Here is a 26308-nt window from a genome sequence, read left to right as displayed (position 1 = left end):
CCTGCGCCAGCCGAATGCAACGATCCACCCTCAAAGCCTGGTTCCTCGTGCACAAGTGGACCAGCCTGGTCTGTACCGTGTTCCTGCTGCTGTTGTGCCTGACCGGCCTGCCGCTGGTGTTCGGCGAAGAGATCGCCCACCTGGCCGAACCGCACGTGGACGCACCGGCCACCGATGCCGCCCCGCGCGATCTGGACGCACAGGTGCTCACCGCGTTGGCGCAGTATCCGGGCAACGTGCCGCTGTTCGTCGGCTGGGACCCGGACGCGCCCACCGTGTACGTCAACACCGGTAAACGCGCCGACACCCCGCCGCCGCAGATGCAGACCGCGCTGCTGCATGCGATCAGCGGCGAGGTGCTGCCCGCCGCGCAGTTCAACGAAGGCGTGATGTACTTCCTGTATCGCCTGCACACCGACCTGTTCCTGGGCCTGCCCGGCATGCTGTTCATGGGCGCGATGGGCCTGCTGTTCGCCGTGGCGATCATCTCGGGCCTGGTGCTGTATGGCCCGTTCATGCGCAAGCAGCCGTTCGGTACCCTGCGCACCGGTCGCAGCCGCCGCTTGGCCTGGCTGGACCTGCACAACGTGCTCGGCATCGTCACTCTGGGCTGGGCGTTGGTAGTGGGCATCACCGGGGCGATCAACACCATCGCCAAGCCGCTCGAACAAGCCTGGCAAGGCGAACAGCTCGGCGAATTCGCCGCGCGCTACGCCGGCCAGCCGCGCCCCACCACGCTGGCCCCGCTGCAGGCCGCGGTGGACACCGCGCGCGCGGCCGAACCGGGCATGCGCCCGGCCTTCGTCAGCTTCCCCGGCACCGGCTACAGCGGCAACCACCACTATGGCGTGTTCATGCAGGGCAACAGCGCACTCACCGAGCGCCTGTACCGCCCGGTGCTGATCGACGCGCAGACCGGCGCGCTCACCGCGCAGCCGCAGCTGCCGCTCTACATGAGCGTGCTGCTGCTCAGCCAGCCGCTGCACTTCGGTGACTACGGCAAGCTGCCGTTGAAAATCCTTTGGGCGCTGCTGGATCTGCTCACGATCGGCGTACTCATCAGCGGCCTGTACCTGTGGTTCAAGCGCGGCAACACCGACGCGCGCGTGAGTGAGATCGAACGCGCCGCACGCACCGGAGCAGCCGAATGAGCCGACCCTCCTCCGCCCCGCGCAGCCCGTTCGTTGCCCCGGCCTGGATCGCCCTGGCCAGCCTGCTCGGGCTGGTGAGCGCCCTGCTCGGCGATGGCATCTTCGATGCGGTGTCGTGGGTGGTCTTTGCCGGGCTGGTGGCGCTGGCCGTGCGCGCGTGGGTCAAACGCACCCGTTAAACTGTCCGGCCTGCACACCGAAAGGCCACCATGACCATCACCTACCGCAGCGTGCTCAACCACTTGGCCGGCGGCGAACTGGTGGAAGCCATCGAATCGGACGTGAAGCGCTGCGCGCTGCGGGCGCGCCTTGCCCCGGACAAGGCCGCCCGCGATCCGGCCGAGATCGGCGCGGAGGTCATTGCCACCCTGATGCTGCGCTGGCAGTGCATCTTGGAGAGTGACGACAGCATCACCACTCCGCTGTACCGCCACACGACCGCACTGGCGCTGGCCACCGCACTGCACCAGCAGGGCTTTCACGCACCTGCGCTGACCGCCCGTGCTCTCACCGCGATCACCGCGCTCAACGACGCCGTGGCCCTGAGCGATCACTTTTACCGCAAGAGTGGCGAGATCCGCGCGCTGCTGCAAAGCGCACCGCTGATGCCCGCACGCCGTCCCCCTCACAAGAAATCGCTCACGCTGTGGCGCGCCGGCGACGTGGCCTCGGTGCAGGTGGACGACCACTTCCACGCCATGTACGTGCTGCAGGTCGCCCACGGCGCACCAATCGTCGAGTTCTACGACTACGTGGACCGTCAGCCGCCCACGATGGACACCCTGCGCGCGCTGCGTGCGCGTGGCACGCCGGCGTCGGACGAAGGCAGCTATCTGGATCGGCACGCCCTGTTCGGGCTGGTCCACCAGCCCGATCCTGCCCACCAGTTCGTGCTGCTCGCCAGCGCGGTGGACGGCCCGGACAACCAGCACCTGCAGCGATGCGACGGCCTGTACGTCGTCAGTGATGTGTTCCGCCTCACCCAGGGTCTGCGCGCCCGGCATCCTGCACAGCGGTGACCGTCGGCACGACCGCGACGTGAGCGCCGCGCAATGTCGGCGCCTGCGCGCCGCTGCGGGCGGCCGTCAGCGCGGTTCCGCCACCGTCGGCGCAATCGCCGGCCACTGCCCGGCAATGTCCTCGATGCTGCCGGCACGCACCGCACGCAAATCGCGCGGATACGCCACGCCGTCGGCCTCGGTGCTGCGCGTGGCGTGGAACTGGCCGTTGCTGGCCCGCAGGATCCAGCCGCCGTCCACGCATGCACGGGACACCAGGAACGCCACGCCCGGGGCCACCGCGTCCGGGTGCAGCTCGTCCGGCTCGCCTTCCACGCCCCACATGCGGGTCTTGGCCACCGGCGACACCGCGTTGACCACGATGCCGTGCGCTGCGCCCTCGGCGGCCAGCACGTTGACGATGCCCACCGCCGCCAGCTTGGCCGCCGCATAGGCCGCCAGCCCCTTCTGCACATACTGCGGGTACAACGCACGGTCGGACGTGGTGAGCACGATGCGACCATGGCGATTGGCCTGCATCGACGGCCACGCGGCCTCCGCCAGCCACAGCGGCGTCTTGGCAGCGAGGGTCATCATGCGGTCGAAGTGCTCGTCATCCAGCGCCTCGATCGGCTGGTATTCCACCCAACCGGCGTTGTGGATGATGAAATCCAGGCGACCGTGGTGCTGCAGGATCGCGGCGACCAAGGCCTGGCAGTGGGCGCGCGTGTCGATGCTGCCGTGTGCCGCATGCACGCCCAGCCCGCCCTCGCGCAGCAGCGCGACCGTGCGGGCAATCCGCTGCGGATCCTGGCCGGTGCCATCCAGCCCTGCCCCCACGTCGTGCATTACCACCTGTGCGCCGCGCTGGGCCAGCAGGCGGCTATAGGCCAGACCCAGCCCGCTGGCCGCGCCGGTCACCAGGCCCACCTGGCCGTCGAAGGAAACGGGATTCGATGTTGTCATCCGCACAGCATCGGGCAGCGACGGGGTGCGCCGCCAATACCTGTTGCGTGCCGTGGCGATACGCTGCAGGTATCGTCAGCGCCCGCGTGTGCCCGGTCCGGGCGGCCTGCGCTGAAGACGGTACGTCGTGTAGGCAATGGCCAGCCATAGCAGCAGGTAGAGCAGCAGCAGGCCGGTGCCCACCGACAGCACGTCGTTGGCCTCGGTCCGGGCCACCAGCCACCAGGTATCCACGCCCGCGGTGCCAAGGCCAATGAGCAATACACCCACGCCCACGAACGTGCCCAGCCACCGCACCCAGGCATGCCGGCGGACCAGCAGCAAGGGCAGCAGCATCACCAGGGTGGCCGCGAGCAGCAGCAGCGTCATGCCAGTGAGCAGGCCGGTGAAATCCGACGCCAGCGCCGGCAGTGGCAGACAGGCCAGAAGGCCCACATACAACCGCGCCAGGCGCCTGCCCAGGCACGGACCCGCGAGGTACGCGCTCACCGTGCTGCCGCCTGTGTCCGCGCGAGCACGCTCACAAGGGAAGCCGGTTGGCCACGAAGTTGACCACATTGCCCATCGCCTCCGGATCCACGTTGCTCAACCCCACCAGTACATAGCCCTGCTCGGGAAGCACATAGAACACCGCGTTTGCGCCGGGCGCCCCGCCTTCGTGCCCATACATACGCTCCCTGCCCTGGCCACGCACCATGAAGCCATAGCCATACCACGCCATGGTGTTCTGCGGCGCGGTGGCTGCGGCCAATGCACGCGGAGCCAGCAGCTTTCCCGTGCGCAGTGCCTCGCCGAACTTCAGCAGGTCGCCCACCGTGCTGTAGCCCCCGCCCGCCGAGGTGCCGCGCCAGGGCAGCGACGCCGTTTCCAGCGTCCATTTTCCATCCACCCGGGTATACGCGTTCGCCCTTGCCGGGACCGGGGTCGACTCCGGCAGTGATCCGGTCGCGGTCATGCCCGCAACCCGGTAGACGTGGGTATCCACATAGTCGTAGTAAGACTGGCCCGACACCGCCTCGATCACCGAGCCCAGCATAATGTAGGCGTAGTTCGAGTACTGGTCCTTGCTGCCCGGCGGGAAGGCCAGCGGCTCGTCGGCGAACACCGCCCAATAGTCCTGCAGGGTGCGCAGCGCAGCGGCATTGCTGCTGGCGTTCTCGCCGAAAATGTCGCCAAGCCCACTGGTGTGGTTCAGCAGCTGGCGCAGCGTGACTGCGTCGGCCACCGCACGGTTCGGGTAGGTGGGCAGGTGTTTGCCCAAGGAATCCTCGAGGGTCAACTTGCCCGCCTGCTCCAGCTGCAGGATCGCCACGGCAGTGAACATCTTGTTCAACGAGGCCAGGCGGAACCGCGTGTCGGGGGAGACGGCCAGCGCACGCTGGCGGTCGGCCAGGCCACCGTGCCACTGCATGCGCACCTCGCCGTTCCTGGCGACCAGGAAGGCACCGGCCACCTCGTCCGACGCCTGCAATGCGTCGAGCCGGGTCGTCGCCTCGGCCAGGAGGGCGGCTTCGGGCACACGCTTGGGCGCGAACCGGGGCGGCGTTTCGGCGCCTTCGAACTGGAGCGTGGTCGCGCCTGATGTTGGGTCGACGGTCGCGGTGACGAGCATCGCGCGGTCATTCACCGTTGGCAGCACCAGTACCTGCGCCGTGTCTGGCTTGCCCGGCCTGGCTTCGAGGATCTGCAGGGCGCCGGTGTCCTTGCGGAAATCCAGATCGGCCTGGCCTTTGGAGCGCATGCCGTACGTCTCGCGCACCGCGCGCAGGGCATCGCCATCGGCGTTGTTGAAGGCGGCCAGCCACGCCGTGAGGGCCTGTTGGGCCGTGTCCTGTTTCGCCACCGGTGGCTTGGCATGGGACGCCAGTGAGACCAGCAGCAGGGCTGCAATTCCGACAATCATCAACCGCCGCATGCATTCCACCTCGTCCGTTTGGAGAATGTCCAACGCGCCGGGGCAGGTGCGTGGCCGGGACACTATCGGATAGATGGCGGCCGGTTTCAACGGCGTCGCGGGGCATGGCAGCACGGCCTCTGCATGCACGTCCCTACCGCCGATTCTGATTCGAACGCGCATGAAGCGGCTGATCGCGACACGTGCTGACAGTGACGGATGGTTATGTAGCCGTGCCGCCAACTCACTTCCCCGTCGCCAAGCGTGCAGTGCGGCACAGCCGCCGCCGACGGAGCGTCACGCTTCGCGCACGCCGTGCAGTTTCCCTACATCGAAGCGCCTTGAGCAGGCGTAACACCGGGATACCGGATGCAGCCACGCATCCAACTTCCAGGAGCAGTACATGAGGCTCACTCCGTTGGCCTTGGCCGTCGCGCTGTTCGCATTGCCTGCCTTTGCGCAGGATGAAGAAGGCTGCCCCACCGATGAAGAAATGGTCGCCAGCATGACGCTGGACGAACTGCGGCAGTACGAGCACAGCCTGCAGAATCCGGAGATGTCCTTCGAGGAGGCGTGCAAGGATGCGACCGACAAGGATGAGGAAGAAGCCACTGGCTCGCGGATGCACTACTGCGTGAAGCGGACAGCGGTGTACAGCTCAGCGAATCCGGAAACGGGAACCACCGAGTCGGCCAACGTCACGTTGTATGACTATGTTTCCGTGCAGCAGAAAGGAACCCGATGGAATCATCGACTTCGCGTCGTGTTCGAGGCTGTCGAAGGAAACGCGATGGCGGGCCTGATCGTCGCGCCGGAGATCTTCTGCGGAAGCTGCACCGAAAAACAGCAGTTTGAGCCCCAGACACTTGCGGGACCCGATACGTACGACTTCGCGGCGTCAATGGGATTGGACACGGATGATGGAAAAGTAGGAGAGGAGACCCAGCTGGTACTGTCACGCTTCAACACGGATCAATCCCTCCTACAGGCGAGTGCACCCCAACTGCGGTGCGACAAGCTATCGAAGAAGAAAACTTCCGGCTGCAGATTTTCAGGCTATCCGGCGGTGTTCGACGTCAGCTTGAGCGACTCGGAAACAGACGAATCGGCAGCACACATCAAGGTCGCCCAAGAGATCCTGCCGGGAATGATTGGACGTTGGAATGAAGATCCCGCATTTCGCGGGAAAGCGCTGACACGGCTCATAAACGACAACGTAAACACAAAAAATCGCGCAGAGTCGAAGAGGCTATGTGCAGCGCGATTCCCAGACCAAGTGGGTACAGGCCTCAACTGCGATGAGTACCCTTTCGCGGCGACGAACCAAGGCGCGTCCTTGGTCCCGGAAACCTCGATGTCAGTCAAGTTCATTTTAGGCGCGGACAACCAAAAGGTGGGCGGTCGGCTTGGGACCTTCTTGTGCAACAACGCCCGGGTTTTGGACGGCGAGGAATTCTGGGTGAAGGTTGTTGACTGAACTGAGGAGGCAGATATGTGGACCAAGCTACTTAACGACATGAATGTAGAAGGCCTGAAGAACATCCAACTCGCAAGAAATGAGCCGATCGAAGACCTCGGCCTGACCTCGTTCATCCAGAAGTTCCCAAACTCACCGCTGGCGCAACTGGCATCACGTGTAGGAAAGGAAGATATCCGTTGGCTTGGGCAGAAGGGGGCCTCGCCGGAACAGATTCGAACTGCAGAGGCTCGTCTTGGTGTCAGATTCCCCGACAGCTATCGCCAGTTCCTCCTTGCTTCCAATGGCTTCCTGATTCCAGGCTCGTTCTGCTGCGTACTGCTACCGGTTGATCTGGTCAGGCGATTCGGCGATGACAACCCTGACATTGTGGAGCTTTGGAATGCGCTGCTGAAAGAGGACCCCAACCTTGCCGACGAGGACGACTTTGCTTGCCGCATCGGCGACACGATCCAGATCTCAGAGGGCCCGCTCGACTACGACCTGTTCGCACTCCTGGACACGGCATCGACCAGCCCGGAGGGCGAGGCATGGACGATCATGCACAACCGTCAGGGCTACAACGAGTACGAGACGTTCGCAAAGCTGGCGGAAGAAATCGGAAAGCCCCGTCAGCACCACGTCGCTTAGCAGACCACTTCCCTTGCCCATCTGCCTTAAGGACAGCATCCACCTGGGTGGACAGCGGTGATCGATACCGATCCACCGCTCTGCCCTCGTGTGAGTGTCCAGTCTCATTCTTCAGCACCTCAACTTGGTGAAATCACCCCGCTACGACTACCCAGATGGACGCCATGGAGGAAGAAGACTGGCACCGCCTCCTCACCGATCTCAATCAAGCATATCTCGCCAGCATCCCGTACATCGTGGCAAACCCACCACCTGAGCTGGGGATGCAGCAGTTTGTCGATAGACACTCGAATAGCCCAATGGCACAGGTGGCGATTGCTGCGACAGCCGGGCACGCGACTTGGTTTGGCATGCCACCGGCAACGCAGGAGCAGATCACGTCAGCCGAACAGCGGTTGGGCGTCACACTGCCCTCAACCTACACCGCATTCCTTCGCGTCTCGAACGGCTTTCTCATGCCAGGCCAATCAACAAGCTCAATCCTGCCTGTGGAACTGATTGCACACCTCGGCGACGACCATGCAGACGTAGCACGGTTCTACCGCGAGACACTGGACAGCTGGCCCGATGAAGTCGACGACTACGTCCAGAATCGCCTTGAGGGCACGATCCAGCTTTCGGGCCCACCCAATCACCGCCCCGAATTCGTCCTTCTTGACCTACAGGAAAAGACACCAAAGGGAGAAATGGAGGTGGTGAAACTCGCTCATGAGGGCGCGGAACATATCGATAGCTTCGAACAGTTCATGGAGCTCCAGCTCTTCTCAGTGAACTACGGCCTTCGCCTGTACCGGGAACCGTAGAGATGAGCACCATGTGGGCCTTGTCTTATCCGCTGCCATGGTGCAAACACCGGCAGCTTGGCACCCCTTGTCCCAACAGGATGGACCAGAATGTGGACTGACCTGCTACACGAACTCAACGAAGTCTCTCTCGTCGAACTCGGACACCTGCGTGGATACCCTTCACTGGAAGTAAGGCTGGGAGCGTTCACCCAGCGGCACCCGGACCACCCGATGGCCGCCTTGGCAAACGCCATCATTGCAGGCGAGGCGCGGTGGCTCGGCATGCCCCCGGCGACGGACCATCAGATCCAAGAGGCCGAGCAGCGCCTCGGCATTGAACTGCCTTCCAGTTACAAAGCGTTCCTAGGCGTGGCCAATGGCTTCTTCATGCCCGGTGCGATCGTAAACACCCTTCTTCCCGTCGAGCTCATCACCCACTTTGGGGAAGACCACTCAGATCAGGCCGCTCTTTGGCGTGAGGTACTCGATGACCAGACTGGCGAGATGGCGGACGATGTATGGAGTCGTCTCGAAGGCACCATCCAACTGTCTGGCCCGCCCCATCATCATCCCGAGTTCATCCTGCTCGATCCACACGTTAAAAGCGCCGAAGGCGAGTCAGAGATCGTGGAGCTCGGTCACGAAATGCCTGAGTACGCCAACAGCTTTCATGAGGTGATGGCGCAGGCCATCACAACAACGCGATATGTAATCACCCTTTATTCGAAGAACAGGTAGCGCGGACAAGGGACGTCGGATCGAAGTTCGACCCGTCGTCTACCGACGCGTTACCCGGCACTACAACCGCACCGGCTCCACCACCACCGCCGTGCCGTAACACAGCACCTCGGTAAGACCGGTCATCACATCGGTAGCGTCATAGCGCATCGCGATGATCGCGTTCGCCCCCAGCATCCGCGCGTGCTTGGCCATGTCGCGGTAGGTCTCTTCCCGGGCCTGTTCGCACAGTTCGGTGTAGATGGTGATGTTGCCACCGAAGATCGTCTGCAACCCACCCAGAAAATTGCCCACGATGGAGCGCGAGCGCACCGTGATGCCGCGTACCACGCCCAAGCTGCGCACAACCCGGAAGCCCGGCAGTTCCATTGCCGTGGTGACCATCGAATCGTCGAGCCGCAGTGCGGGCGGACTCCGAGGTCCGCTGTTGTAAGGATCAGCCATTGTTGTCTCCACTGAGAATATGGGTCAGAGGTACTGGGGTGTGGTCCGGCGTGGCGGGTTCTTCCAGAACAGCCATAGGAGGGCAAGCACGCACAGCCACAACAGCCCGCAGCCCAGGATGATGACCAGTCTGAAGCCGAACTCGTTGTGCCCCACGCTGGGCCAGAATCGCCACGTGTCCACGCAGGCGATGTACACGCCACCGAGCAGCACAGGCACGCCACACAGTATGCCGAGTGCGCGCGCCCAGCCGTGGCGGCGGAAGATGAGCAGCACGGCCAGCACCAGCGTTGCCACAAGCAGCAACGGCAATCCGACGAACACCGTCAGCATGCCCGGGAAGTCAGACGCCATCGCGGGCATGGGTGCCAGCGCAAGCCCCAGCCCCAGCCCCAGCGAACGCGCGGATGTGCCAGCGCCCCGTTGCCCCCCGATGTTCATCCTTGCCCCCAGGCATGTTCGCGTCGCGCCCATTTGAGCATGTCGCACGGCCACGGTGCAGCCCTGCCCTCATCGGATCGGGCGCGTGGTTACCAGTCCGTTGCCGGCCGCCCATTGGTGGATGTCGTCACGGCGGATGGCCGCCGCCATCAGTCCGGGGAAGGCATCGGGCGTGCACGCGAATGACGGCACCCCAAGCGCGGCCAGCTGGCCCGCCAGATGCTGGTCATAGGCAGGTGCCCCTTCGTCGCTGAGCGCAAGGAGCACGATGAACTGCACGCCCGCCTCCACCAGTTCCAGCGCGCGCGCCAACAGCTTCTTCTCCACGCCGCCCTCGTACAGGTCCGAGATGAGCACCAGGATGGCACTGTGTGGCTCACGGATCTGGGCCTGGCAGTAGGTGACCGCGCGGTGGATGTCGGTGCCACCGCCCAGCTGCACACCAAACAGCAGATCCACCGGGTCATCCAGCTTCTCGCTCATGTCCACCACTTCGGTGTCAAACACCACCAGCTTGGTCGACACCGCCGGCAGGGACGCCATCACTGCGCCGAAGATGCTGGAGTAGACCACCGATGCAGCCATTGAACCGCTCTGGTCGATGCACAGCAGCACCTCGCGCTGCGGTTTGCGTGCTTTGCGCCCGTAGCCGATCAGCGTCTCGGGCACCACCGTGCGCAGCGCCGGTTGCCAGTGGCGCAGGTTGGCGCGGATGGTTCGGTTCCAGTCGATCTCCGCATGGCGCGGGCGACGGTTGCGGCGCGCGCGATCCAGCGCCCCGCTCACCGCCGAGCGCATCGGCTCTTCCAGCCGGCGCAGCAGGTCGTTGACCACGCTGCGTACCACCAGACGCGCGGTCTCCTTGGTCTCGGCCGGGATGACCCCGGACAACGCCACCAGGTTGGCCACCATGTGCACGTCAGGCTGGATGTTCTCCAGCATTTCCTTTTCCAGCAGCATCTGGCGCAGCTCGAGCCGCTGCAGCGCGTCACGCTGCATGACCTGCACCACCGACGCCGGGAAGTAGCGGCGGATGTCACCCAGCCAGCGCGCCACGTTCGGGGCCGAACCGCCCCGCCCGCCGCGACGGGCCAGGCCGTTGGGACCGTGTGGCTCGTAAAGCGCGCCCAAGGCGGCATCCACGCCCTGCAGCCGTGCGCTCAGGGCGCCGCAGCTGGCGCTGCTTTCCTGGCCCAGGATCAGGCGCCAGCGCTCGGCACGCGTGGTCGGAACCGCCGGGGCGGCCGGATCGGTGAGCTCGCTCATGCATCCACTCCAAACAGTTCGCGCAGCATCGGCAACGCGCGCTCAGCGCGCGTGATGTTCCAGGTGGATGCGACGACCGCTGCCGGGGCGGCCCCCACGCCGCGCTTCACGCGCTCGCCAAGGTCGCGCCGCTCGGCCGCTTCGAACTCGGCGAACGTGCGCCGTACCAGCGGCAGCACCTGCACCAGGTGCTCATCGGTCAGCCCACAGACCCACGCGTCGATCAGGTGCCATACCGCATCATCGTGCAGCAGCACGGTCGCGTTGCGGTTGAGGAAGCCGTCCAGCCACTGGGCAGCCGGCAACGGCTCGGCACCTGCCGACAACGCCCGCTGCAGCTGCAGGTCCACCTGCGTGCCATCCAGGTAGCCCGCATCGAGCAGCAGTCGCGTACCCGCGCCAGCCACCAGCGCACTGGTGGTGGTCGACAACGCAACACTGGCCAGGCTGCGCCGCCAGGCCTGCTGGCCCGCCTCGTCGCCGCGCAGGGCGATCGCACGGTCGGCCGCCAACAGGGTCTCGCGCGCCTGCTCGGCGCGGCCGTCATCCAGATCACACAGGGCGATCGTCAGGCCGATGCAGGCCCGCTGCAGCATGCCGTCGAAGAGATGGGCCACCTGCTCGCCTTCGGTACGGCGCACGTTGCCATAGCGGTACACGTTGGCCAGGGACGGCAGGGCGTCCAGCAGCGTCAGCGGGTCGGCGTCGGTGGCCGCGCGTGCTTCCAGCTCGCTGGCGATGGCGCTGACCGCCTCGGGCAGGTTGGCCAGCAACACGCGGTCGACCAGCGCCGACAGCACCGAGAGCTGCGTGGCGTGGCGAGCCTCTTCCAGGGCACGTTGGCTGGCGGCAGCGGCCAGGGTCTGGCCGAGCCGGCTGGCATCGATCAGGTCGACCTGGAAGTGCGGTTGCCAGGCCAGCTGCCAGTACTCGTGGAACGTACCGCGTGCCGAATTACCCGCATGGGTCAACTGGCCCCACGGGATGTCCAGCAAGGCAAGGCGGTGCAGCAGATGGCTGCGCTGCAGGTCGGTGTCACCGCGCAGGTCCAGATCGAGGGTGCGGGCGAGCGCTTCGGGTTTGAGCCGCAGGCGCTTCTGCTGCGCTTCCAGGTCGCGCTGCAGCGGCACCACCGGCACGGCCGGCGGCACGCTGCCCAGTGCATCACCGAGCAACAGTCTGTCGCGGATCAGCTGCATGGGCGTGTCGTCGCCATTGCAGATGACGCTGCGGGTGGCATCGTTGATTTCTTCCAGGCCCGGCGCCGGCCGCTCGCGCATCGCCGCAAGCGTATCGGCCAACCGGGCCGCTTCGATCAGGTGTGCGGAAGAACAGTCGAGCCCGCTTTCACGCAGCAGGCCGGCCACGCGCGCGTACCAGCCGATGGCGCGCTGATGGCGCGCGCCGGCATTGCGCCAGAGGTGGTCATACCAGCCCGGCGCATCCACACCGGCGCCGTAGCCACTGCCGGCGCTGAGGTGACGGTAGGTCCACGGCACCCAGGTGGACTGGGTCTTGCGCTTGGGCATGCCCTTGAGGAGACGGTTGTCGGCGGTGACGCTGTGGGCCGCCAACGCGGCCGCGTCCAGTGCGGGCACGTGCCAGGCACCGCAGACCACGGCGATGCGCTGGTACTGCTTGCACGCTGCCCGGAGCCCGGCGCGCATGTGCGCCTCACGAATGGCGTCCTGCGCCGCCCGCGCGGAAGGCCGCGGCGGGGCGTGCGCGCGCACTTCGTGCATGGCCTCGGCGATCGCGGCAAACAGATCCTGACCATCGCCGCGCTCTTCGACCATGTGATTCCACCACGCCTCGCCGTCGCCATAGCCGGCCGCACGCGCCAGCCAGTCCAGCGGGTCGGACGGCAGCGGTGGATCCGCGTCGGTGGCCGGGGCCTCCCCAAGCGGCGCATCGGCCGATACTGCGGGCAGATCGTCTGGGCCGGTGACGGCGGTGGTGTCCTCGTCCGTCGCAGCATCCAGGTCGCCCTCGGCCTCGCCCTCCGCCATCGACGGGACCTGCCCGGCCTTGGCCTGCTGCTGCCACTCCAGCGACAGCGCCGGGGGAACGTCGATGAACTGCACCGGCACGCCCGCGTCACGCGCCCATTGCAGGGCCTGCCATTCCGGCGAGAACAGTGCATAGGGATGGAAGACCGCCAGCTGCGGGTCGTCCACGCTATAGGACAGCAGCGCCACCGGCGGCACCATGGCCGGGTCGCTCACATGCGTGAGCAGCGCTTCGGTACCGGCCGGACCTTCGATCAGCACACAGTCCGGCTGCAGCGCATGCAGGGCGGCCAGCAGGCTGCGTGCGCAGCCCGGGCCGTGGTGGCGGACGCCAAACAGGGAAACGCTCTGGCTCATTGGCGTGGCTTAGGCGTGGTCACGGAAGGCGCGGTACAGATCCTTCCACTCGCTGCGCTCCTTCACCACCGTTTCCAGATACTCGTTCCAGACCACCTGGTCCTGCACGGGGTCCTTGACGATGGCACCGATCATGCCGGCGGCCATGTCGGCCGGGCGCAGCACACCGTCGCCAAAATGGCCGGCCAGGGCCATGCCGTTATTGATCACCGAAATCACCTCGGCCGTGGACAGCGTGGCCGTGGGCGATTTCAGCTTGGCCTTGCCGTCTTCGGTCATGCCGTTGCGCAGCTCGCGGAAAATGCGGACCACCCGTGCCACCTCCTGCAGCGCAGGCGGCTCGGCAGGCAGGTCCAGCGCCACGCCCATTTCGCCCACGCGCTTGGTCACGATCGCAATCTCGTCCTGCTCGCTGGACGGCACCGGCAGGATCACCGTGTTGAAGCGACGCTTGAGCGCGCTGGACAGCTCATTGACGCCCTTGTCGCGGTTGTTGGCCGTGGCAATCACGCTGAACCCACGCGTGGCCTGCACTTCCGAGCCCAACTCCGGAATCGGCAGGGTCTTTTCGGACAACACGGTGATCAGCGCGTCCTGCACGTCGGCCGGAATGCGGGTGAGTTCCTCGATGCGGGCAATCTTGCCCAGGCGCATCGCGTTCATCAGCGGGCTGGGAACCAGGGCGGCCTGGCTGGGCCCATGTGCCAGCAGCTGCGCATAGTTCCAGCCATAGCGGATCTGTTCCTCGCTGGTACCGGCCGTGCCCTGCACCAACAGCGTGGAGTCACCGCTGATGGCCGCGGTCATGTGTTCGGATACCCACGACTTGGCCGTGCCCGGCACGCCAAACAGCAGCAGCGCACGGTCGGTGGCGATGGTAGCCACCGCGATTTCCATCAGGCGACGCTCACCGATGTACTTGGGGCTGACCACGAAGCCGTTGTCGAGCGTGCCACCGATCAGGTAGGTCACCACCGCCCAGGGCGAGAGCTGCCAGTTGGCAGGCCGTTGGCGCTGGTCGAGGCGGCGCAGCTGATCCAGTTCTTCGGCGTATTGGTGTTCGGCGTGTTGGCGCAGGACGGCAGTGCTCATCGTGGCTCCGGGTGAAGGTCAGAAGGAAGAATGCAGGGCGTGGCGCACTTCAACGATGCGCAGCAGGTCATGCGCGCAGGCGCGCATGCTGTCGGTGGCGTCATCGGGCTGTGCGGGCAACAGAACGTGGGACAACACGCTGGGGTGCAGCAGGCTGGCCAGTTCCAGCAGCTGCTGGCGCAGCAGGTAGTCGTGGCGCAGGCGATCACTGGCGAAGCACGCACACATGCCCGGCACCAGGCGCGCGGAATAGTGCGCGGTGAGCGTTTCGCCCGGTGCGCATGAGCCCAGCACATCGCTGAGCATGCCTTCGCCAGCCAAGGCATCCAATGTGTCCGGCCAGTACTTTTCGCGCTGCAGTACCGGCAGCATCGCCAGCAGGCGTGGGGTGTGGGCGTGCAGGCTGCGGTCGTCCAGCATCGCCGCCAGCCACGCCGGCTGCGTGGCGTCGACGCGTTCAAGCCAGCCGCGCTGCAGAGCGGCCTCCCAGTCGGTGCCCCGCGCAAAGGCCAGGAGCTGCACCGGGGTCATCGACGTGTGGCCGGTCCACCAGGCCAGCGGCAGCTGCCGCACTAGCTGGTACAGCCACCACGCGCGTTCGCCCAGGTCGTCGTACTGGGGGCGCTTGGTTTCGATACCGGCGTCGGCCCATTCCGGAGCAGCCGCCGTTGGTGCCTCGCATTCCCAGCTCGTCCTGCGAAGCAGACCACTGCGTTTGACCAGCAGCGGCTGCATCCATCCGGCAATGCGTCGCGCATGCGTCGAGGTCGGCAACTGCGCCAGCAACGGCCCCACCAGCGCGCGCACCTCGCGGCTGCGGTCCTTCAGCAGTGACTCCAGCAGCGGCGCATCTGCCGGTTCCAGCTGCGCGGTCAATGCGGCCACGAAATCGGCACGCTCGCGCGCCGACATCGCCTTCAGATGGCCCTGCAAATGCTCGCGGGCCAGCGCCGGATCGCTCTGGCGGGTGTGTGCAAACCAGGCCAGGCGCGTGTCATGCCGCGCGTCGTCCCACGCCAACACGGCTTCCTGCGCCGGCGTAGCGGCCTCGCTGACGGCATCGGCATGGGCGAACGCCCACGCCGGGTTGCAGGCTGCCAGCCACTGTCCTCGTACGCCGAGCACCGGCAGCAGGCGCATGCGCAGCGGCACGCTGCGTGCGCCGGCGTCCAGCGCCTGCGGCAGAACGGCGTGCGGCAGCGTGCGCTGGTGTGCTGCAAGACGCAGGCAGGCCTCGTGGCGCAGCCGAACATCGTGTCCCTGGGCAACCACGCTGCGCGCGAATACGGCGGCCAACAACGCGGTCCAGGGGTGCGCATCGGGTACGACCTGCGCATCGTCTGCCGCCGGCTCGCGGAGCAGCACGTCGTCCATGGCGCCCACCCGCACAGCCGCCAAGCCACAGGCGGCGATGGCACCGACCCCGCGGCTGTAGGTCAGCGCGGCATCATCGCCCGACCCGATCTGCTCCAGCAGTGTGCCAAGCGCGCCGTCCGCCTGGATCACCTGCGGGCGGTCGATGCCGAGCAGGGCCGGTTTCAACCACGCATCGCTCATGCCGCACTCCTCTGCCAGTACTGCCCGTGCGTGGTCCAGGCTGACAACGGGAGCAGCGCGCGGCCGTCCCATTCCCCCATCACGGATAACGGATGACCGCCGGCGAAGGCCATCAGGGCCCAGCCATCGTCGGTGTCCAGCTGCAATGGCAGGCTGCCTGCGTCGGTATGCAGGAACCACGTGTCGTCGGTCACCTGCACACGCCCCTGCAGACGTATTGGAACCTGCGCCAACCAGGGATTTGTCGCGAAGTATGCCGAGGCCTGGTCGATGCCGACGCTGCTATCGCACAGCGGTACAGCGGGCAGGTCTGCCAGCGTGGTCGCAGCCGGCGCCAGCGCCCGCAGCGGCACGGTGCCCGGGAAGAAATGCAGGGTGGCAGCCAGCACGTGGTTGGCGGGCCACGTGCGTTCCCAGCCGCGCCCGCCATGCGCGAATTCCTGCAACAGGGCCGTACGCCCGCTATCCAGCCCGTGCAGCCACACGCGACGCTCGGTCAGTCGCCCCGGCAGCTCCACGACACACTGGCCCAGCACGTGCCAGCGATCGTGCAGCGTTTCGCCGGTGGCCAACACCTCGTCCTTGTCCAGCGGCCAGCCAACTGCCGCGCGCAGGTCTGCTACCCGCGCCGGGGACAGCGCGCTACGCCGGTGCACGGCCTGGTTCAGCAGCTGCAACAGGCCCAGCCGTTCCCCCATGTCGGACAGGCCGGCCATGCCGACCTGTTCGGACTCCATCGCAAGCTGCAGCTGCCCGGCCAGCGCCGGGGCCTGCGCATCCACCATGCGCGCGGCCATGTTCATCGCATCCTCGCGCTGACTGGCCCCCAGGTTGGCCAGCCCATGGCGGAAGGTGTCGGCGATCCAGCGCTCCAGCTCGGCGCAGCCTTGGGTGATGCGCTTCCAGCGCGTAGCTTCGCGCTTGGCCGCCGCTGCGGCGGCCGCCTCGGGTGCAACCACGGGTGCGGCGGCAGCGCCCTCACCCGCCGGTACATGGCGCGCGGCGCGCTCGCGACGACCGCGCAGCCATTCGTCCACCCAACCGGGCCGGGATTGCGGCAGCGGCGAAAAGCGCGGGTTGCCCTGCGCGTACAACAGCAACAGGGCTAGGCCGTGCTTGCAGGGAAATTTGCGGCTGGGGCAGGAGCAACGGCTGACCAGCGCGGACAGATCCACCTGCGCCTGGTAAGGCTTTGCGCCGCTGCCCTGGCACTCGCCCCACACCGCTTCATCGTCGGCGCCCAGCAGGCCCCATTTGCCATCCGTTGCCAACCCGCCGGCCGCCTTGCTTGAAGACGCATCCGGCGCCAGCGCGAGCACCTGCTCGCGCGTGAGACGCGCATCCATATCCGTTCCCGGGCTTTCCCTGCGTAGGCCGCATCATAAAGGAGCATCGAGCACGCATGGGGTGATCCACGTCGCGTGCGCCGAAAGCCATGCAGGGCACCACGGTTGACCGGCGAGCGCTGTCGCATGCAGCACTGTCGATGACCTGGTTCGATGCCATCGGCGCTCCCCGAACGCGTCGCGTGCGCGCAGGGTTGCGCCCCGTCCTGCACTGCAGCCCTCAACGCCGCTCGGTTCGGACCACTTGATAGACGGCGATGTTGTGCGCAGCCAGAACGCGGACCACTTCCGGGATCAACTGCATCGGCAGGTCCACCTCGTAGCCATAAGGTCGGGGCCGTAGTTCCGCAGGCGCACCGTTGAAGCTCGCATGGGCCTGGCGGCGCTCGAACAGGAAGGCGGTGATCGCATCGCGCGCGATGTCCTGCCACTCGCCCACTTCGAAGTACACCCGGTACAGCGTGTCGCCGTAGTCGGCCGGTGTGCCGACGGCGGGATCGGTGCCACTGGGGTCCATGCCATGTTCCTCGGTAGGTGGGACAGCGGGCGGCGCTGCACCTGCACGATAGCGCGGGCGACGTCGGCTGGCCTGCAGGATCCGAGGCGCGTGCAACGCACAACAAAAAAGCCCCCGTTTCCGGAGGCTTTTTCGACTGAATCGTGGTGGGCGGTGCAGGGTTCGAACCTGCGACCCTTGCCGTGTGAAGGCAATGCTCTACCGCTGAGCTAACCGCCCGATGCTGCTGAGCCGCTCATTATAGGGCGGCAATTTTCGGCGTCAACGGTTTCGCCGAAATTTCTTCACATCGTGTGCGTGGGCTTGTCCGAGGTCAGGATGCCGGCCAGCAACGTCTCGATCTTGTTGCGCACGTTCTCTCCCTCGGCCCCTTCGGCCAGCTGCACGCCGATGCCGGCCGCGCGGTTGCCCTGGGCGCCGGCGGGGGTCACCCAGATGACCTTGCCGGCCACCGGCAGGCGCTCGCTGGAGTCCGGCAGGGTCAGCAGCAGGAACACCTCATCGCCCAGGAAGTAGCGCTTGGGGGTGGGGACGAAGACGCCGCCGTTCTTCACGAACGGCATGTACGCGCTGTACAGCGCGGCCTTGTCCTTGACCGCCAGCGACAGGATGCCCTGGCGGGCGTTGGTGGCACTCATGCTCTATTCCCCTTTGCTTGCCGCTCGTTGACCTTGTTCCAGGCCAACAACAATTCCACCACCGCAAGGTCGGCGCGCACGGTGGTGCGCAGCAGATCGCGGGTACGGTTGGCGGCGTCGAACCACGCCGCCAGCTTGTGCAATCGGTCCGGATCGGTCAAGCCGCCCGTGCTGGCCTGGGCCAGCGCCAGATCGGCGGCGTGACGCAGGCGCAGCGCCGCGTTGTCGTCGGCGGTCCAGCGCTGGGCCAGCTCCACCGCACCGGCGCGCCCGGCCACCAGCGCCTCCAGGTCGGTGGCCACCTGCCGGCGCAGCGCCAGGCCATCCTCGCGCAGCCAGTCGTCGGCCTGCCCGGGGTGGCCGCGCGCGGCGTCCAGGGCCTCTTCGGCGCTGCGCGGGGTGTGGCCCTGGGCGCGCAGCCAGGCCAGTGCTTCCTCACGCGGGGGCAGCTTGAACTCCAGTCGCTGGCAGCGGCTGCGCACGGTCGCCGGCAGGCGCGCCGGGTCGCTGCTGATGAGCCACAGGTAGCGGCCCGGCTGCGGCTCTTCCAGGGTCTTGAGCAGCGCGTTGCAGGCCGCGCGGTTGATCGCATCGGCCGGGTCGACGATCACCACCTGGGCGATGCCGTACTGCGGGGTCAGCGCCAGCTTCTGCGAGATCTCGCGGATCTGCTCGATCACGATCTCGGTGCGCAGCTTGTCGCCGGATTTGTTCGGCACGAACGAGATCAGCTGCAGGTCCGGGTGGGTGCCGGCGGCGATCAGCTGGGCGCTGCGCTGGGCAGCGGCCGGTTCACCGCTGCACAGGATGTGCTGGGCCATGCGCAGCGCCACGGCGCGCTTGCCCAGCCCGGCTGGGCCGCAGATCAGCAGGCCATGGCCCAGGCGCCCGGCGTCCAGCGCGGCCACGGTCTGGTCATAGGCGCGCTGCTGCCACGGGGAAAAGGTCTCACTCATGGGAAGGCTCCGGTGCCAGCCAGGCATCCACCGCCGCCACCACCGATGCGGCAACGCCGACCTGGTCCTGGCTGGCGTCGATCAGGCGGAAACGGGCGGGGTCGGCGCTGACGCGCTGGCGGAATACCGCGCGCACGCGCTGGAAGAAGTCGTCCTGCTCGCTCTCGATGCGGTCCGGCCACAGGTCGCGGCCATTGGCGCGGGCGCGGCCGACGGCCACATCCACGTCGAGCAGCAGGGTCAGCCCGGGCAGCAGGCCCACCGCGCGGCGCTCGAGGTCGGCGATCCACGCCGCGTCCAGGCCGCGGCCGCCGCCCTGGTAGGCGTAGCTGGAATCGGTGAAGCGGTCGCTGACGACGTAGCAGCCGCGGCGCAGCGCCGGCTCGATCACCTGGCGTACGTGCTGGGCCCGCGCGGCGAACACCAGCAGCAGCTCGGCCTCGGCCGACAACGGCTCGGCGGCGATCTCCGCATCAGGGGTGAGCACCAGCGCGCGGATGCGCTCGGCCAACGGCGTGCCGCCGGGCTCGCGGGTCAACAGCACCTCGTGGCCGCGTGCGTGCAGGGCCTCGCGGATGGCATTGATGGCGGTGGTCTTGCCCGCGCCTTCGCCGCCTTCCAGGCTGACAAAGCGCGGGTGGCGCAGCAGCGAGGCGGTCATTGCGGTGCGGCCTGGCTGCGCTGCTGGCGCAGCTGCTGCAGGTAGCGCGCCACGGCGGCGTTGTGGTCGGTGTAGTTGGCCGAGAACACATGCGCGCCGCTGCCATCGCCCACCGCCACGAAGTACAGCGCATCGCCGGCGGCCGGTTGCGCGGCGGCCTGCAGGGCGTCGCGACCCGGCATGGCGATCGGAGTCGGGGTCAGGCCAGCCCGGGTGTAGGTGTTGTAAGGCGTATCGGTGGTGAGGTCGCGCTTGCGGATGTTGCCGTCGTAGCTGCTGCCGATGCCGTAGATCACGGTCGGGTCGGTCTGCAGGCGCATGCCGATCTTCAGCCGGCGCATGAATACGCCGGCGATCTGCGGCCGCTCGCTGGGCAGCGCGGTTTCCTTCTCGATGATCGAGGCCAGGGTCAGCAGTTCGTACGGCGTGTTCAGCGGCAGATCGTCGGCACGGCTGTCCCACGCGGCGGCCAGTTCCTTTTCCATCGCCGCGTGCGCGCGCTTGAGCACGTCCACGTCGCTGTCGCCGCGCTGGTACACGTAGGTTTCGGGCAGGAAGCGGCCTTCGGGGTGTTCGCCGGGGAAGCCGATGGCCTTCATCAGGGCAGCGTCGTCGAGGCTGTCGGTGGTGTGCACCAGCGGGTCGGCGCGCTTGAGCGCGGCCCGGACCTGGCGGATGTTCCAGCCTTCCACGATGGTCACCCGGTGCTGCAGCACGCGGCCCTGGCGCATGCGCAGCAGCAGCTCGCGCGGGGTCAGGCTGGGGTCCAGCGCGTATTCACCCACCTTGAGCTTGCCGGCCGCATCCAGCTGGCGCGCCAGCAGTTGCCACTGGGTGTCGCTGCCTTCGTCCACGCCGGCCGCACGCAGCTTGCCCAGCACCGTGTTCAGGCCGTCGCCGGAGGCGATCACCATGCTGGGCTGGTCCGGGGTCAACGGCGCATCGGCGAAGCCGCGCTGGCTATGCCAGAACCACGCCCCTGCACCAGCCAGCAGCAATGCCCCCAACAGCAGCACCGCCAGCACGGCCAGACATCCCCGTTTCGCACCCGCCATGGTCACCTCGAATGGTTTTCGCCGCCGCGCAGCATACCGCGCGACCGCTGCACACGCCCAAACAGCTCAGTCATGCCGGCCCAGCGCACGCATCAGGCCACGCGCCTTGGCGCGGGTTTCGTCCAGTTCCTTGTCCGGGTCCGAATCGACCACGATGCCGGCACCGGTGCGGAAGGTGGCGCTGGCCGCGGCCACTTCGGCGGTGCGGATCAGGATGTTCAGGTCCAGGTCGCCATCGCGGTTGAGCCAGCCGAACGCGCCGGTGTAGGCGCCACGCGCGGTCTGCTCCAGCTCGGCGATGATCTGCATGCAGCGCACCTTCGGGCAACCGGTGATGGTGCCGCCCGGGAAGGTGGCGGCGATCACCTGGCCGGGGCTCACGCCCGCGCGCAGGCGGCCGCGCACGTTGCTCACGATGTGGTGCACGTGGGCGTAGCTTTCCACCGTCATCAGCTCGTCGACCTCGACGCTGCCGGGCGTGCAGATGCGGCCCAGGTCATTGCGCTCCAGGTCGATCAGCATCACGTGCTCGGCGCGCTCCTTGGGGTGGCCCACCAGCTCCTGGATGCGCGCGGCGTCATCGTCGCCGGCAAAGCGCGGGCGGGTACCGGCGATCGGCCGGGTCTGCACGTCATCGCCATGCACCGACACCAGCCGCTCCGGCGAGGAACTGACCACCGCCCTGCCCTGCGCCATGAACAGCCCGGCGAACGGGGCCGGGTTGGCCACCCGCAGCTGCGCATACAGCGCCTGCGGCGACAGCGTGCTGGCGAACTGCGCGTTCCAGCGCCGCGACAGGTTCACCTGGAACACATCGCCGGCACGCAGGTACTCGATGACCTTGCCCACGCCGTCGGTGAAGCGCGCAGGCGCATCCTCGCCCACCTCGGCCGGCGGCTGCCAGGCCGGCAGCGGCGGCAACGCACGTGCGGCGTCCAGGTCGGCCAGCAGGGTCTGCAGCAGTGCGGCGTGGTCGGTTTCGCACACGGCGTGGTACTGGCCCAGCACGCGGTCGTGGAGCACCGCTGCGGGGCAGCGCAGGGCCAGGGCGGCGGGCAGCCCGTCGGCGCGCGCGGGCAGCTGCAGCACCGTTTCGATCTGTCCGGCCAGTTCGTAATCCAGCATCAGCGCCCAGCCACCACGGAACGGCAGCTGGATCTCCTCGCGTGGCTGGCGCAGCGCCGCCCACTGCGCGTCCAGCACGCCCAGGAAGCTGCCCGGATGGGCAACGCCTTCGGCATCGCGCACGACGCCATCCGCGTGCAGCGCGAGCGCCTGCCCGTTGCCCATAAGCAGCAGATCCCAGCGGCCCTGCGCGGTGCCCGAGGCGGTGGACTCCATCAGCAGCGGATAGCGTGATGGCGCCACGCGCTGCAGCGCGAGCAGGTCGGTGGTGGCGGGCAGCGGATGGGTCAGCAGCATGGCGGGGAACCGGAAGGTGCGGGAGGGCCAGATACACCAAGGCCGCCAAGATGGCGGCCCGGGTGCGGGTGCGGCAGCGCGGCGATCAGACGCGCTTGAACACCAGCGTGCCGTTGGTGCCGCCGAAGCCGAAGCCGTTGGACATCACCACGTCCACCTTGGCCTGGCGTGCTTCATTGGGCACGTAATCCAGGTCGCAGCCTTCGCCCGGCTGGTGCAGGTTGATGGTCGGCGGAATCACGTTGTCGCGCAGGGCCAGCACCGAGAAGATCGCTTCAACACCGCCAGCGGCACCGAGCAGGTGGCCGGTCATCGACTTGGTCGAGCTGACCATCATCTTGTAGGCGTGGTCACCGAAGGCGGCCTTCATCGCCATGGTCTCGCCGAGGTCGCCCAGCGGCGTCGAGGTGCCATGCGCGTTGAGGTAGCCGATCTGCTCCGGGGTCACACCGGCGTCCTTCATGGCCATGACCATGCAGCGCGCGGCGCCTTCGCCGTTCTCGCTCGGCGCGGTCATGTGGTAGGCGTCGGAGCTGGCACCGAAACCGGCCAGTTCGCAGTAGATCTTCGCGCCACGGGCCTTGGCGTGTTCGTACTCTTCCAGGATCAGGATGCCGGCACCGTCGCCGAGCACGAAGCCGTCGCGGTCCTTGTCCCACGGCCGCGAGGCCGCTTCGGGATCATCGTTGCGGGTGCTCATGGCCTTCATCGCGCAGAAGCCGCCCAGGGCGGTCGGCGAGGAACCACGCTCGGCGCCACCGGCCACCATCACGTCCGCATCGCCGTACTGGATCATGCGCATGGCGGTGCCGATGGAATGGTTCGAGGTGGCGCAGGCCGACACCGCCGAGAACGACGGGCCCTTCAGGCCGCTGATGATGCTCAGCTGGCCGGGCAACATGTTGATGATGGTCTTGGGCACGTAGAAGGGCGAGATCTTCTTGCCCTCATGGAAATCGATGGTCTGCTCTTCGATGCCAAGCAGGCCGCCGATGCCGGCGCCGACGATCGCGCCGATGCGCTCGGCATTGGCGTCGGTGATCTCCAGGCCGGAATCGTGCAGGGCCATGAACGCTGCGCCCAAGCCGTAATGGATGAACGGGTCCATCTTCTTGGCATCCTTGCCGCTGACCCGGTACGTGCCGAACAGTGCGTTGTCGGCGGTGATGTCAAATCCCTTGACCTCACCTGCAATTTTGGTGGTGAACCGTTCCAGGTAGCTGTCGGCAACGTTGGTCAGCGCAGCGATGCCCGAACGGCCTTCGCTGATGCCCTTCCAACTGGTGTCCAGATCATTGCCAAGGGGCGAGACCATGCCCATGCCGGTGACGACGACGCGACGCTTCATTGCTGATTCTCCTGGCCCGTGGTTCACGGGTATGACGCGGTGTAACGCTCAAATGCACAGGGCCGCAAGTGCGGCCCCATGGGATTGCCGCGCGCGGCCGGGGCTGGTGCCACCGCCGCGCGCAAGCCGCCTGACATCAAGCCTTGACGTGGGCGTTGATGTAGTCGATTGCAGCCTGGACGGTGCTGATCTTCTCGGCTTCTTCGTCCGGGATTTCGCACTCGAACTCTTCTTCCAGCGCCATCACCAGTTCAACGGTGTCCAGCGAGTCAGCGCCCAGGTCATCGACGAACGATGCGCTGTTGGTGACTTCTTCTTCCTTGACGCCAAGCTGTTCGACGACGATTTTCTTGACGCGTTCTTCGATGGTGCTCATTGGATATCGCTCCAGATGGAGTAGTGGTTCAAAAATGACGCCATCCGATGTCGGATGACCGTGGGATAGTGTAGTGGAAACCGGCGATGCCTTGCATTGCCGCAAAACATCTTTCAGATCAACCACTTGCGGCGCGATCCGTGCGCCACATGCTTACGGCATGTACATGCCGCCGTTCACATGGAGGGTTTCGCCGGTGATGTAGCTGGCCGAGGGACCGGCCAGGAACGCCACCGCGTTGGCGATGTCGGACGGTTCACCCAGGCGTTCCAGGGCGATCGTCTTGACCAGGCCGGTGCGCTGCTCTTCCGGCAGGGCCTTGGTCATGTCGGTGTCGATGAAGCCGGGGGCGACCACATTGACGGTAATGCCGCGCGAGCCGATTTCCTTGGCCAGCGACTTGGAGAAGGCAATGATGCCGGCCTTGGCGGCGGCATAGTTGGCCTGGCCGGCATTGCCGGTCACGCCGATCACCGAGGCGATGTTGATGATGCGCCCCTTGCGGGCTTTCATCATGCCGCGGATGACCGCCTTGGAGGTGCGGAACACGCTGGTCAGGTTGGTGTCGAGGATGGCCTGCCAGTCCTCGTCCTTCATGCGCAGGAGCAGGTTGTCGCGGGTGATGCCGGCGTTGTTGACCAGGATGCTGATGGCGCCAAATTCCTTGGCGATACCGTCCAGCACGGCGTCCAGCGCGGCGGCGTCGGTGACGTTCAGCGCGCGGCCGTGGCCACCCACGGCGGCCAGGCGCTCGCCGATCGCGGCGGCACCGGCGTCGGTGGTGGCGGTGCCGATGACGGTCGCGCCCTGCGCGGCCAATGCGTCGGCAATGGCGGCGCCGATGCCACGGCTGGCGCCGGTCACCAGTGCGATTTCACCCTGAAGGGGCTTGCTCATCTGTAGTTCCTCGAACGGGACCGGTCCACGCGCCAGGCCGGGGCCGGGCGACGCAAAGCCAGTCAAAGGATCAGGCGGCCCAGGTTTCGCGGGCTGCCTCGAAATCGGCGGGCGTGGACAGTGTGCGCGCGTCCAGCGATTTGTCGATGCGCTTGATCAATCCGGTCAGGACCTTGCCCGGGCCGCACTCGGCGACGCGGGTGACGCCACGGGCGGCCAGGGCCTGCACGCAGCCGGTCCACTGGACGGGCAGGTAAAGCTGCTGGACCAGGGCCTGGGCGATGGCTTCAACGCCGTCGTGGATGCGGGCGTCGACGTTCTGCACGACCGGCAGCGCGGGCGCGCGCCAGTCCAGGCCGGCCATGGTTTCGGCCAGGCGGTTGGCGGCTTCGCGCATGAGCGGGGTGTGCGAGGGGACGCTGACGGCGAGCTTGACGGCCTTGCGGACGCCCTTTTCGGCAAGCAGGGCCAGGGCGCGGTCGACGGCGGCAGCGTCGCCACCGATGACGATCTGGCCGGGCGAGTTGTAGTTGGCGGGCACGACGATCTGGCTGCCGGCCGCCTGTTCGCAGACCTCCAGGACCAGGGCGTCTTCGGCGCCGAGGACGGCGGCCATGGCACCCACGCCGGCGGGGGCGGCTTCCTGCATGAGCTGGCCACGCAGGCGCACCAGGTGGGCACCATCGCGCAGGGTCAGGGCGCCCGCGGCAACGAGGGCGGTGTACTCGCCCAGGCTGTGGCCGGCCAGCACGGCGGGCTTGGCCCCACCGACGGCATTCCAGACGCGCCAGACGCCGATGCTGGCGGCCAGCAGGGCGGGCTGGGTAAATTCGGTGCGGTTGAGCATTTCCTCGGGGCCGCCCTGCGACAGCGCCCACAGGTCGACGCCGGCGCCATCGGAGGCCTCGGTGAAGGCCTCGCGGACCTGCGGGTGCAGCTCAGCCAGTTCGGCGAGCATGCCCAGCGACTGCGAGCCCTGGCCGGGGAACACGAATGCGAGATTGGAATCGGTCACGCGGTCATCCGCCTGCAAAAATCGAACGGCGAATGATAAGGGGGAATACCGCCCTCCGTCTGTACTGACGCGTATGTGGCTTGGCCGCTTTGAGCGCAAGCATGGAGCCAGAGCGGTCAGTCACTGTCGGGAAGTGGGCTGGGGTGGGTGAGGTTGCGGGGCACGCTGCAAGTACGTCCTTGTAAGCTCCGCCACCGCATCCATGCGGTGGAGGGCCCCGCAACCTCACCCACCCCAGCCTCTCCAGACATGGCTGGTGCGCAACGTAGATC

General features: G+C 67.0%; 27 protein-coding genes and 1 tRNA gene. 7 read left to right on the top strand and 21 right to left on the bottom strand.

The genetic code is table 11. From position 1 onward, the window contains the following. Positions 1-14: 14 nt before the first annotated feature. The 3 genes from AC6CHL_RS20295 to AC6CHL_RS20285 are packed head-to-tail and all read left to right on the top strand — an operon-like array spanning position 15 to position 2170. Complete coding sequence (locus AC6CHL_RS20295) at positions 15-1151, top strand: PepSY-associated TM helix domain-containing protein (RefSeq protein ID WP_498295987.1); 1137 nt, start codon at positions 15-17, stop codon at positions 1149-1151. Further along, the gene (locus AC6CHL_RS20290) at positions 1148-1330 is read left to right on the top strand and encodes a hypothetical protein (protein ID WP_498295985.1); all 183 of its coding nucleotides are present in this window, start codon (positions 1148-1150) and stop codon (positions 1328-1330) included. The genes AC6CHL_RS20295 and AC6CHL_RS20290 overlap by 4 nt, the downstream gene beginning before the upstream one ends. 30 nt (positions 1331-1360) lie before the next feature. Further along, positions 1361-2170 (top strand): hypothetical protein, encoded by an 810-nt coding sequence (locus AC6CHL_RS20285; RefSeq protein ID WP_498295983.1) that lies wholly within the window; start codon positions 1361-1363, stop codon positions 2168-2170. Positions 2171-2236: 66 nt separating this feature from the next. Here AC6CHL_RS20285 and AC6CHL_RS20280 read toward each other — a convergent pair whose 3' ends face one another. The 3 genes from AC6CHL_RS20280 to AC6CHL_RS20270 form a co-directional block, all read right to left on the bottom strand. After that, entirely contained in the window at positions 2237-3115 is an 879-nt protein-coding gene (locus AC6CHL_RS20280) for an SDR family NAD(P)-dependent oxidoreductase (RefSeq protein ID WP_038690043.1), read from the bottom strand. A 75-nt stretch (positions 3116-3190) separates the two neighbouring features. Next, positions 3191-3604, bottom strand: a complete 414-nt coding sequence (locus AC6CHL_RS20275) for a hypothetical protein (RefSeq protein ID WP_498295981.1) — start codon at positions 3602-3604, stop codon at positions 3191-3193. Between the two features lie 31 nt (positions 3605-3635). Continuing rightward, a complete protein-coding gene (locus AC6CHL_RS20270) occupies positions 3636-5252 on the bottom strand; it encodes a serine hydrolase domain-containing protein (protein WP_498295979.1) in 1617 nt (538 codons plus the stop codon). 160 nt (positions 5253-5412) lie between these two features. Between AC6CHL_RS20270 and AC6CHL_RS20265 the strand changes: the two genes are divergently transcribed. The 4 genes from AC6CHL_RS20265 (at position 5413) to AC6CHL_RS20250 (ending at position 8639) form a co-directional block, all read left to right on the top strand. Beyond that, a complete protein-coding gene (locus AC6CHL_RS20265; RefSeq protein ID WP_498295978.1) occupies positions 5413-6486 on the top strand; it encodes a NucA/NucB deoxyribonuclease domain-containing protein in 1074 nt (357 codons plus the stop codon). 15 nt (positions 6487-6501) lie between these two features. Next, positions 6502-7116 (top strand): SMI1/KNR4 family protein, encoded by a 615-nt coding sequence (locus tag AC6CHL_RS20260; protein WP_498295977.1) that lies wholly within the window; start codon positions 6502-6504, stop codon positions 7114-7116. Positions 7117-7280: 164 nt separating this feature from the next. After that, positions 7281-7919, top strand: a complete 639-nt coding sequence (locus tag AC6CHL_RS20255; RefSeq protein ID WP_498295975.1) for an SMI1/KNR4 family protein — start codon at positions 7281-7283, stop codon at positions 7917-7919. Positions 7920-8009: 90 nt separating this feature from the next. Continuing rightward, positions 8010-8639 carry an SMI1/KNR4 family protein gene (locus AC6CHL_RS20250; protein ID WP_498295973.1) on the top strand — a complete coding sequence of 210 codons (630 nt, stop codon included), beginning with the start codon at positions 8010-8012 and terminating at the stop codon, positions 8637-8639. A gap of 60 nt (positions 8640-8699) precedes the next feature. Here the strand turns inward: AC6CHL_RS20250 and AC6CHL_RS20245 are convergent, their stop codons facing one another. From AC6CHL_RS20245 to fabD, 18 genes are all read right to left on the bottom strand, one after another. Next, positions 8700-9083, bottom strand: coding sequence for a YbjQ family protein (locus AC6CHL_RS20245; RefSeq protein WP_038690053.1), 384 nt, complete (start codon positions 9081-9083; stop codon positions 8700-8702). A gap of 24 nt (positions 9084-9107) precedes the next feature. Continuing rightward, positions 9108-9524: a hypothetical protein gene (locus AC6CHL_RS20240; RefSeq protein WP_498295971.1), complete on the bottom strand. Its 417-nt coding sequence runs from the start codon at positions 9522-9524 to the stop codon at positions 9108-9110. Positions 9525-9593: 69 nt separating this feature from the next. Then, complete coding sequence (locus AC6CHL_RS20235; RefSeq protein WP_498295970.1) at positions 9594-10790, bottom strand: VWA domain-containing protein; 1197 nt, start codon at positions 10788-10790, stop codon at positions 9594-9596. Continuing rightward, complete coding sequence (locus tag AC6CHL_RS20230) at positions 10787-13156, bottom strand: DUF5682 family protein (protein WP_498295968.1); 2370 nt, start codon at positions 13154-13156, stop codon at positions 10787-10789. The genes AC6CHL_RS20235 and AC6CHL_RS20230 overlap by 4 nt, the downstream gene beginning before the upstream one ends. A gap of 9 nt (positions 13157-13165) precedes the next feature. Next, positions 13166-14248, bottom strand: a complete 1083-nt coding sequence (locus AC6CHL_RS20225; RefSeq protein WP_447592228.1) for an ATP-binding protein — start codon at positions 14246-14248, stop codon at positions 13166-13168. 18 nt (positions 14249-14266) lie between these two features. Further along, the gene (locus AC6CHL_RS20220; protein WP_498295966.1) at positions 14267-15805 is read right to left on the bottom strand and encodes a DUF5691 domain-containing protein; all 1539 of its coding nucleotides are present in this window, start codon (positions 15803-15805) and stop codon (positions 14267-14269) included. Further along, positions 15802-17151, bottom strand: coding sequence for an SWIM zinc finger family protein (locus tag AC6CHL_RS20215; RefSeq protein ID WP_498295964.1), 1350 nt, complete (start codon positions 17149-17151; stop codon positions 15802-15804). The genes AC6CHL_RS20220 and AC6CHL_RS20215 overlap by 4 nt, the downstream gene beginning before the upstream one ends. A 220-nt stretch (positions 17152-17371) precedes the next feature. Beyond that, the gene (locus tag AC6CHL_RS20210) at positions 17372-17668 is read right to left on the bottom strand and encodes a hypothetical protein (RefSeq protein ID WP_498295962.1); all 297 of its coding nucleotides are present in this window, start codon (positions 17666-17668) and stop codon (positions 17372-17374) included. Between the two features lie 144 nt (positions 17669-17812). Next, positions 17813-17887: transfer RNA gene (locus tag AC6CHL_RS20205), tRNA-Val, on the bottom strand. 65 nt (positions 17888-17952) lie between these two features. Next, on the bottom strand, positions 17953-18306 hold the full coding sequence (locus AC6CHL_RS20200) for a PilZ domain-containing protein (protein WP_038690068.1): 354 nt from the start codon (positions 18304-18306) through the stop codon (positions 17953-17955). Next, positions 18303-19262, bottom strand: a complete 960-nt coding sequence (locus tag AC6CHL_RS20195; RefSeq protein ID WP_498295961.1) for a DNA polymerase III subunit delta' — start codon at positions 19260-19262, stop codon at positions 18303-18305. Before AC6CHL_RS20195 ends, AC6CHL_RS20200 begins: the two co-directional genes overlap by 4 nt. Continuing rightward, entirely contained in the window at positions 19255-19923 is a 669-nt protein-coding gene (gene tmk / locus AC6CHL_RS20190; RefSeq protein ID WP_038690072.1) for a dTMP kinase, read from the bottom strand. Before tmk ends, AC6CHL_RS20195 begins: the two co-directional genes overlap by 8 nt. Further along, positions 19920-20978 (bottom strand): endolytic transglycosylase MltG, encoded by a 1059-nt coding sequence (gene mltG / locus AC6CHL_RS20185; RefSeq protein WP_498295959.1) that lies wholly within the window; start codon positions 20976-20978, stop codon positions 19920-19922. Before mltG ends, tmk begins: the two co-directional genes overlap by 4 nt. Before the next feature lie 66 nt (positions 20979-21044). Then, entirely contained in the window at positions 21045-22400 is a 1356-nt protein-coding gene (locus tag AC6CHL_RS20180; protein ID WP_498295958.1) for an aminodeoxychorismate synthase component I, read from the bottom strand. An 85-nt stretch (positions 22401-22485) separates the two neighbouring features. Further along, a complete protein-coding gene (gene fabF, locus AC6CHL_RS20175) occupies positions 22486-23748 on the bottom strand; it encodes a beta-ketoacyl-ACP synthase II (RefSeq protein WP_038690078.1) in 1263 nt (420 codons plus the stop codon). Positions 23749-23884: 136 nt separating this feature from the next. Next, a complete protein-coding gene (acpP, locus tag AC6CHL_RS20170; protein ID WP_017357544.1) occupies positions 23885-24124 on the bottom strand; it encodes an acyl carrier protein in 240 nt (79 codons plus the stop codon). Between the two features lie 153 nt (positions 24125-24277). Further along, positions 24278-25021, bottom strand: coding sequence for a 3-oxoacyl-ACP reductase FabG (fabG, locus tag AC6CHL_RS20165; RefSeq protein ID WP_038690081.1), 744 nt, complete (start codon positions 25019-25021; stop codon positions 24278-24280). 70 nt (positions 25022-25091) lie between these two features. After that, positions 25092-26036 carry an ACP S-malonyltransferase gene (fabD, locus tag AC6CHL_RS20160; RefSeq protein WP_137188751.1) on the bottom strand — a complete coding sequence of 315 codons (945 nt, stop codon included), beginning with the start codon at positions 26034-26036 and terminating at the stop codon, positions 25092-25094. Between the last annotated feature and the right edge of the window lie 272 nt (positions 26037-26308).

Source organism: Stenotrophomonas sp. GQ19, assembly GCF_059758695.1.
Note: the sequence above shows the minus strand (reverse complement) of the source record. Positions and strands in the feature narration are given on the sequence as shown.

Bases quoted from the DNA above. Each gene is read 5' to 3' on its own strand.
- AC6CHL_RS20240 (WP_498295971.1), bottom strand. From the start codon at position 9,524: ATGAACATCGGGGGGCAACGGGGCGCTGGCACATCCGCGCGTTCGCTG.
- AC6CHL_RS20250 (WP_498295973.1), top strand. From the start codon at position 8,010: ATGTGGACTGACCTGCTACACGAACTCAACGAAGTCTCTCTCGTCGAA.
- AC6CHL_RS20285 (WP_498295983.1), top strand. From the start codon at position 1,361: ATGACCATCACCTACCGCAGCGTGCTCAACCACTTGGCCGGCGGCGAA.
- AC6CHL_RS20260 (WP_498295977.1), top strand. From the start codon at position 6,502: ATGTGGACCAAGCTACTTAACGACATGAATGTAGAAGGCCTGAAGAAC.
- acpP (WP_017357544.1), bottom strand. From the start codon at position 24,124: ATGAGCACCATCGAAGAACGCGTCAAGAAAATCGTCGTCGAACAGCTT.
- mltG (WP_498295959.1), bottom strand. From the start codon at position 20,978: ATGGCGGGTGCGAAACGGGGATGTCTGGCCGTGCTGGCGGTGCTGCTG.
- AC6CHL_RS20180 (WP_498295958.1), bottom strand. From the start codon at position 22,400: ATGCTGCTGACCCATCCGCTGCCCGCCACCACCGACCTGCTCGCGCTG.
- AC6CHL_RS20295 (WP_498295987.1), top strand. From the start codon at position 15: ATGCAACGATCCACCCTCAAAGCCTGGTTCCTCGTGCACAAGTGGACC.
- AC6CHL_RS20235 (WP_498295970.1), bottom strand. From the start codon at position 10,790: ATGAGCGAGCTCACCGATCCGGCCGCCCCGGCGGTTCCGACCACGCGT.
- AC6CHL_RS20210 (WP_498295962.1), bottom strand. From the start codon at position 17,668: ATGGACCCCAGTGGCACCGATCCCGCCGTCGGCACACCGGCCGACTAC.
- AC6CHL_RS20220 (WP_498295966.1), bottom strand. From the start codon at position 15,805: ATGAGCGATGCGTGGTTGAAACCGGCCCTGCTCGGCATCGACCGCCCG.
- AC6CHL_RS20215 (WP_498295964.1), bottom strand. From the start codon at position 17,151: ATGGATGCGCGTCTCACGCGCGAGCAGGTGCTCGCGCTGGCGCCGGAT.
- AC6CHL_RS20200 (WP_038690068.1), bottom strand. From the start codon at position 18,306: ATGAGTGCCACCAACGCCCGCCAGGGCATCCTGTCGCTGGCGGTCAAG.
- tmk (WP_038690072.1), bottom strand. From the start codon at position 19,923: ATGACCGCCTCGCTGCTGCGCCACCCGCGCTTTGTCAGCCTGGAAGGC.
- fabF (WP_038690078.1), bottom strand. From the start codon at position 23,748: ATGAAGCGTCGCGTCGTCGTCACCGGCATGGGCATGGTCTCGCCCCTT.
- AC6CHL_RS20225 (WP_447592228.1), bottom strand. From the start codon at position 14,248: ATGAGCACTGCCGTCCTGCGCCAACACGCCGAACACCAATACGCCGAA.
- AC6CHL_RS20280 (WP_038690043.1), bottom strand. From the start codon at position 3,115: ATGACAACATCGAATCCCGTTTCCTTCGACGGCCAGGTGGGCCTGGTG.
- AC6CHL_RS20245 (WP_038690053.1), bottom strand. From the start codon at position 9,083: ATGGCTGATCCTTACAACAGCGGACCTCGGAGTCCGCCCGCACTGCGG.
- fabG (WP_038690081.1), bottom strand. From the start codon at position 25,021: ATGAGCAAGCCCCTTCAGGGTGAAATCGCACTGGTGACCGGCGCCAGC.
- AC6CHL_RS20290 (WP_498295985.1), top strand. From the start codon at position 1,148: ATGAGCCGACCCTCCTCCGCCCCGCGCAGCCCGTTCGTTGCCCCGGCC.
- AC6CHL_RS20230 (WP_498295968.1), bottom strand. From the start codon at position 13,156: ATGAGCCAGAGCGTTTCCCTGTTTGGCGTCCGCCACCACGGCCCGGGC.
- AC6CHL_RS20195 (WP_498295961.1), bottom strand. From the start codon at position 19,262: ATGAGTGAGACCTTTTCCCCGTGGCAGCAGCGCGCCTATGACCAGACC.
- AC6CHL_RS20265 (WP_498295978.1), top strand. From the start codon at position 5,413: ATGAGGCTCACTCCGTTGGCCTTGGCCGTCGCGCTGTTCGCATTGCCT.
- AC6CHL_RS20255 (WP_498295975.1), top strand. From the start codon at position 7,281: ATGGAGGAAGAAGACTGGCACCGCCTCCTCACCGATCTCAATCAAGCA.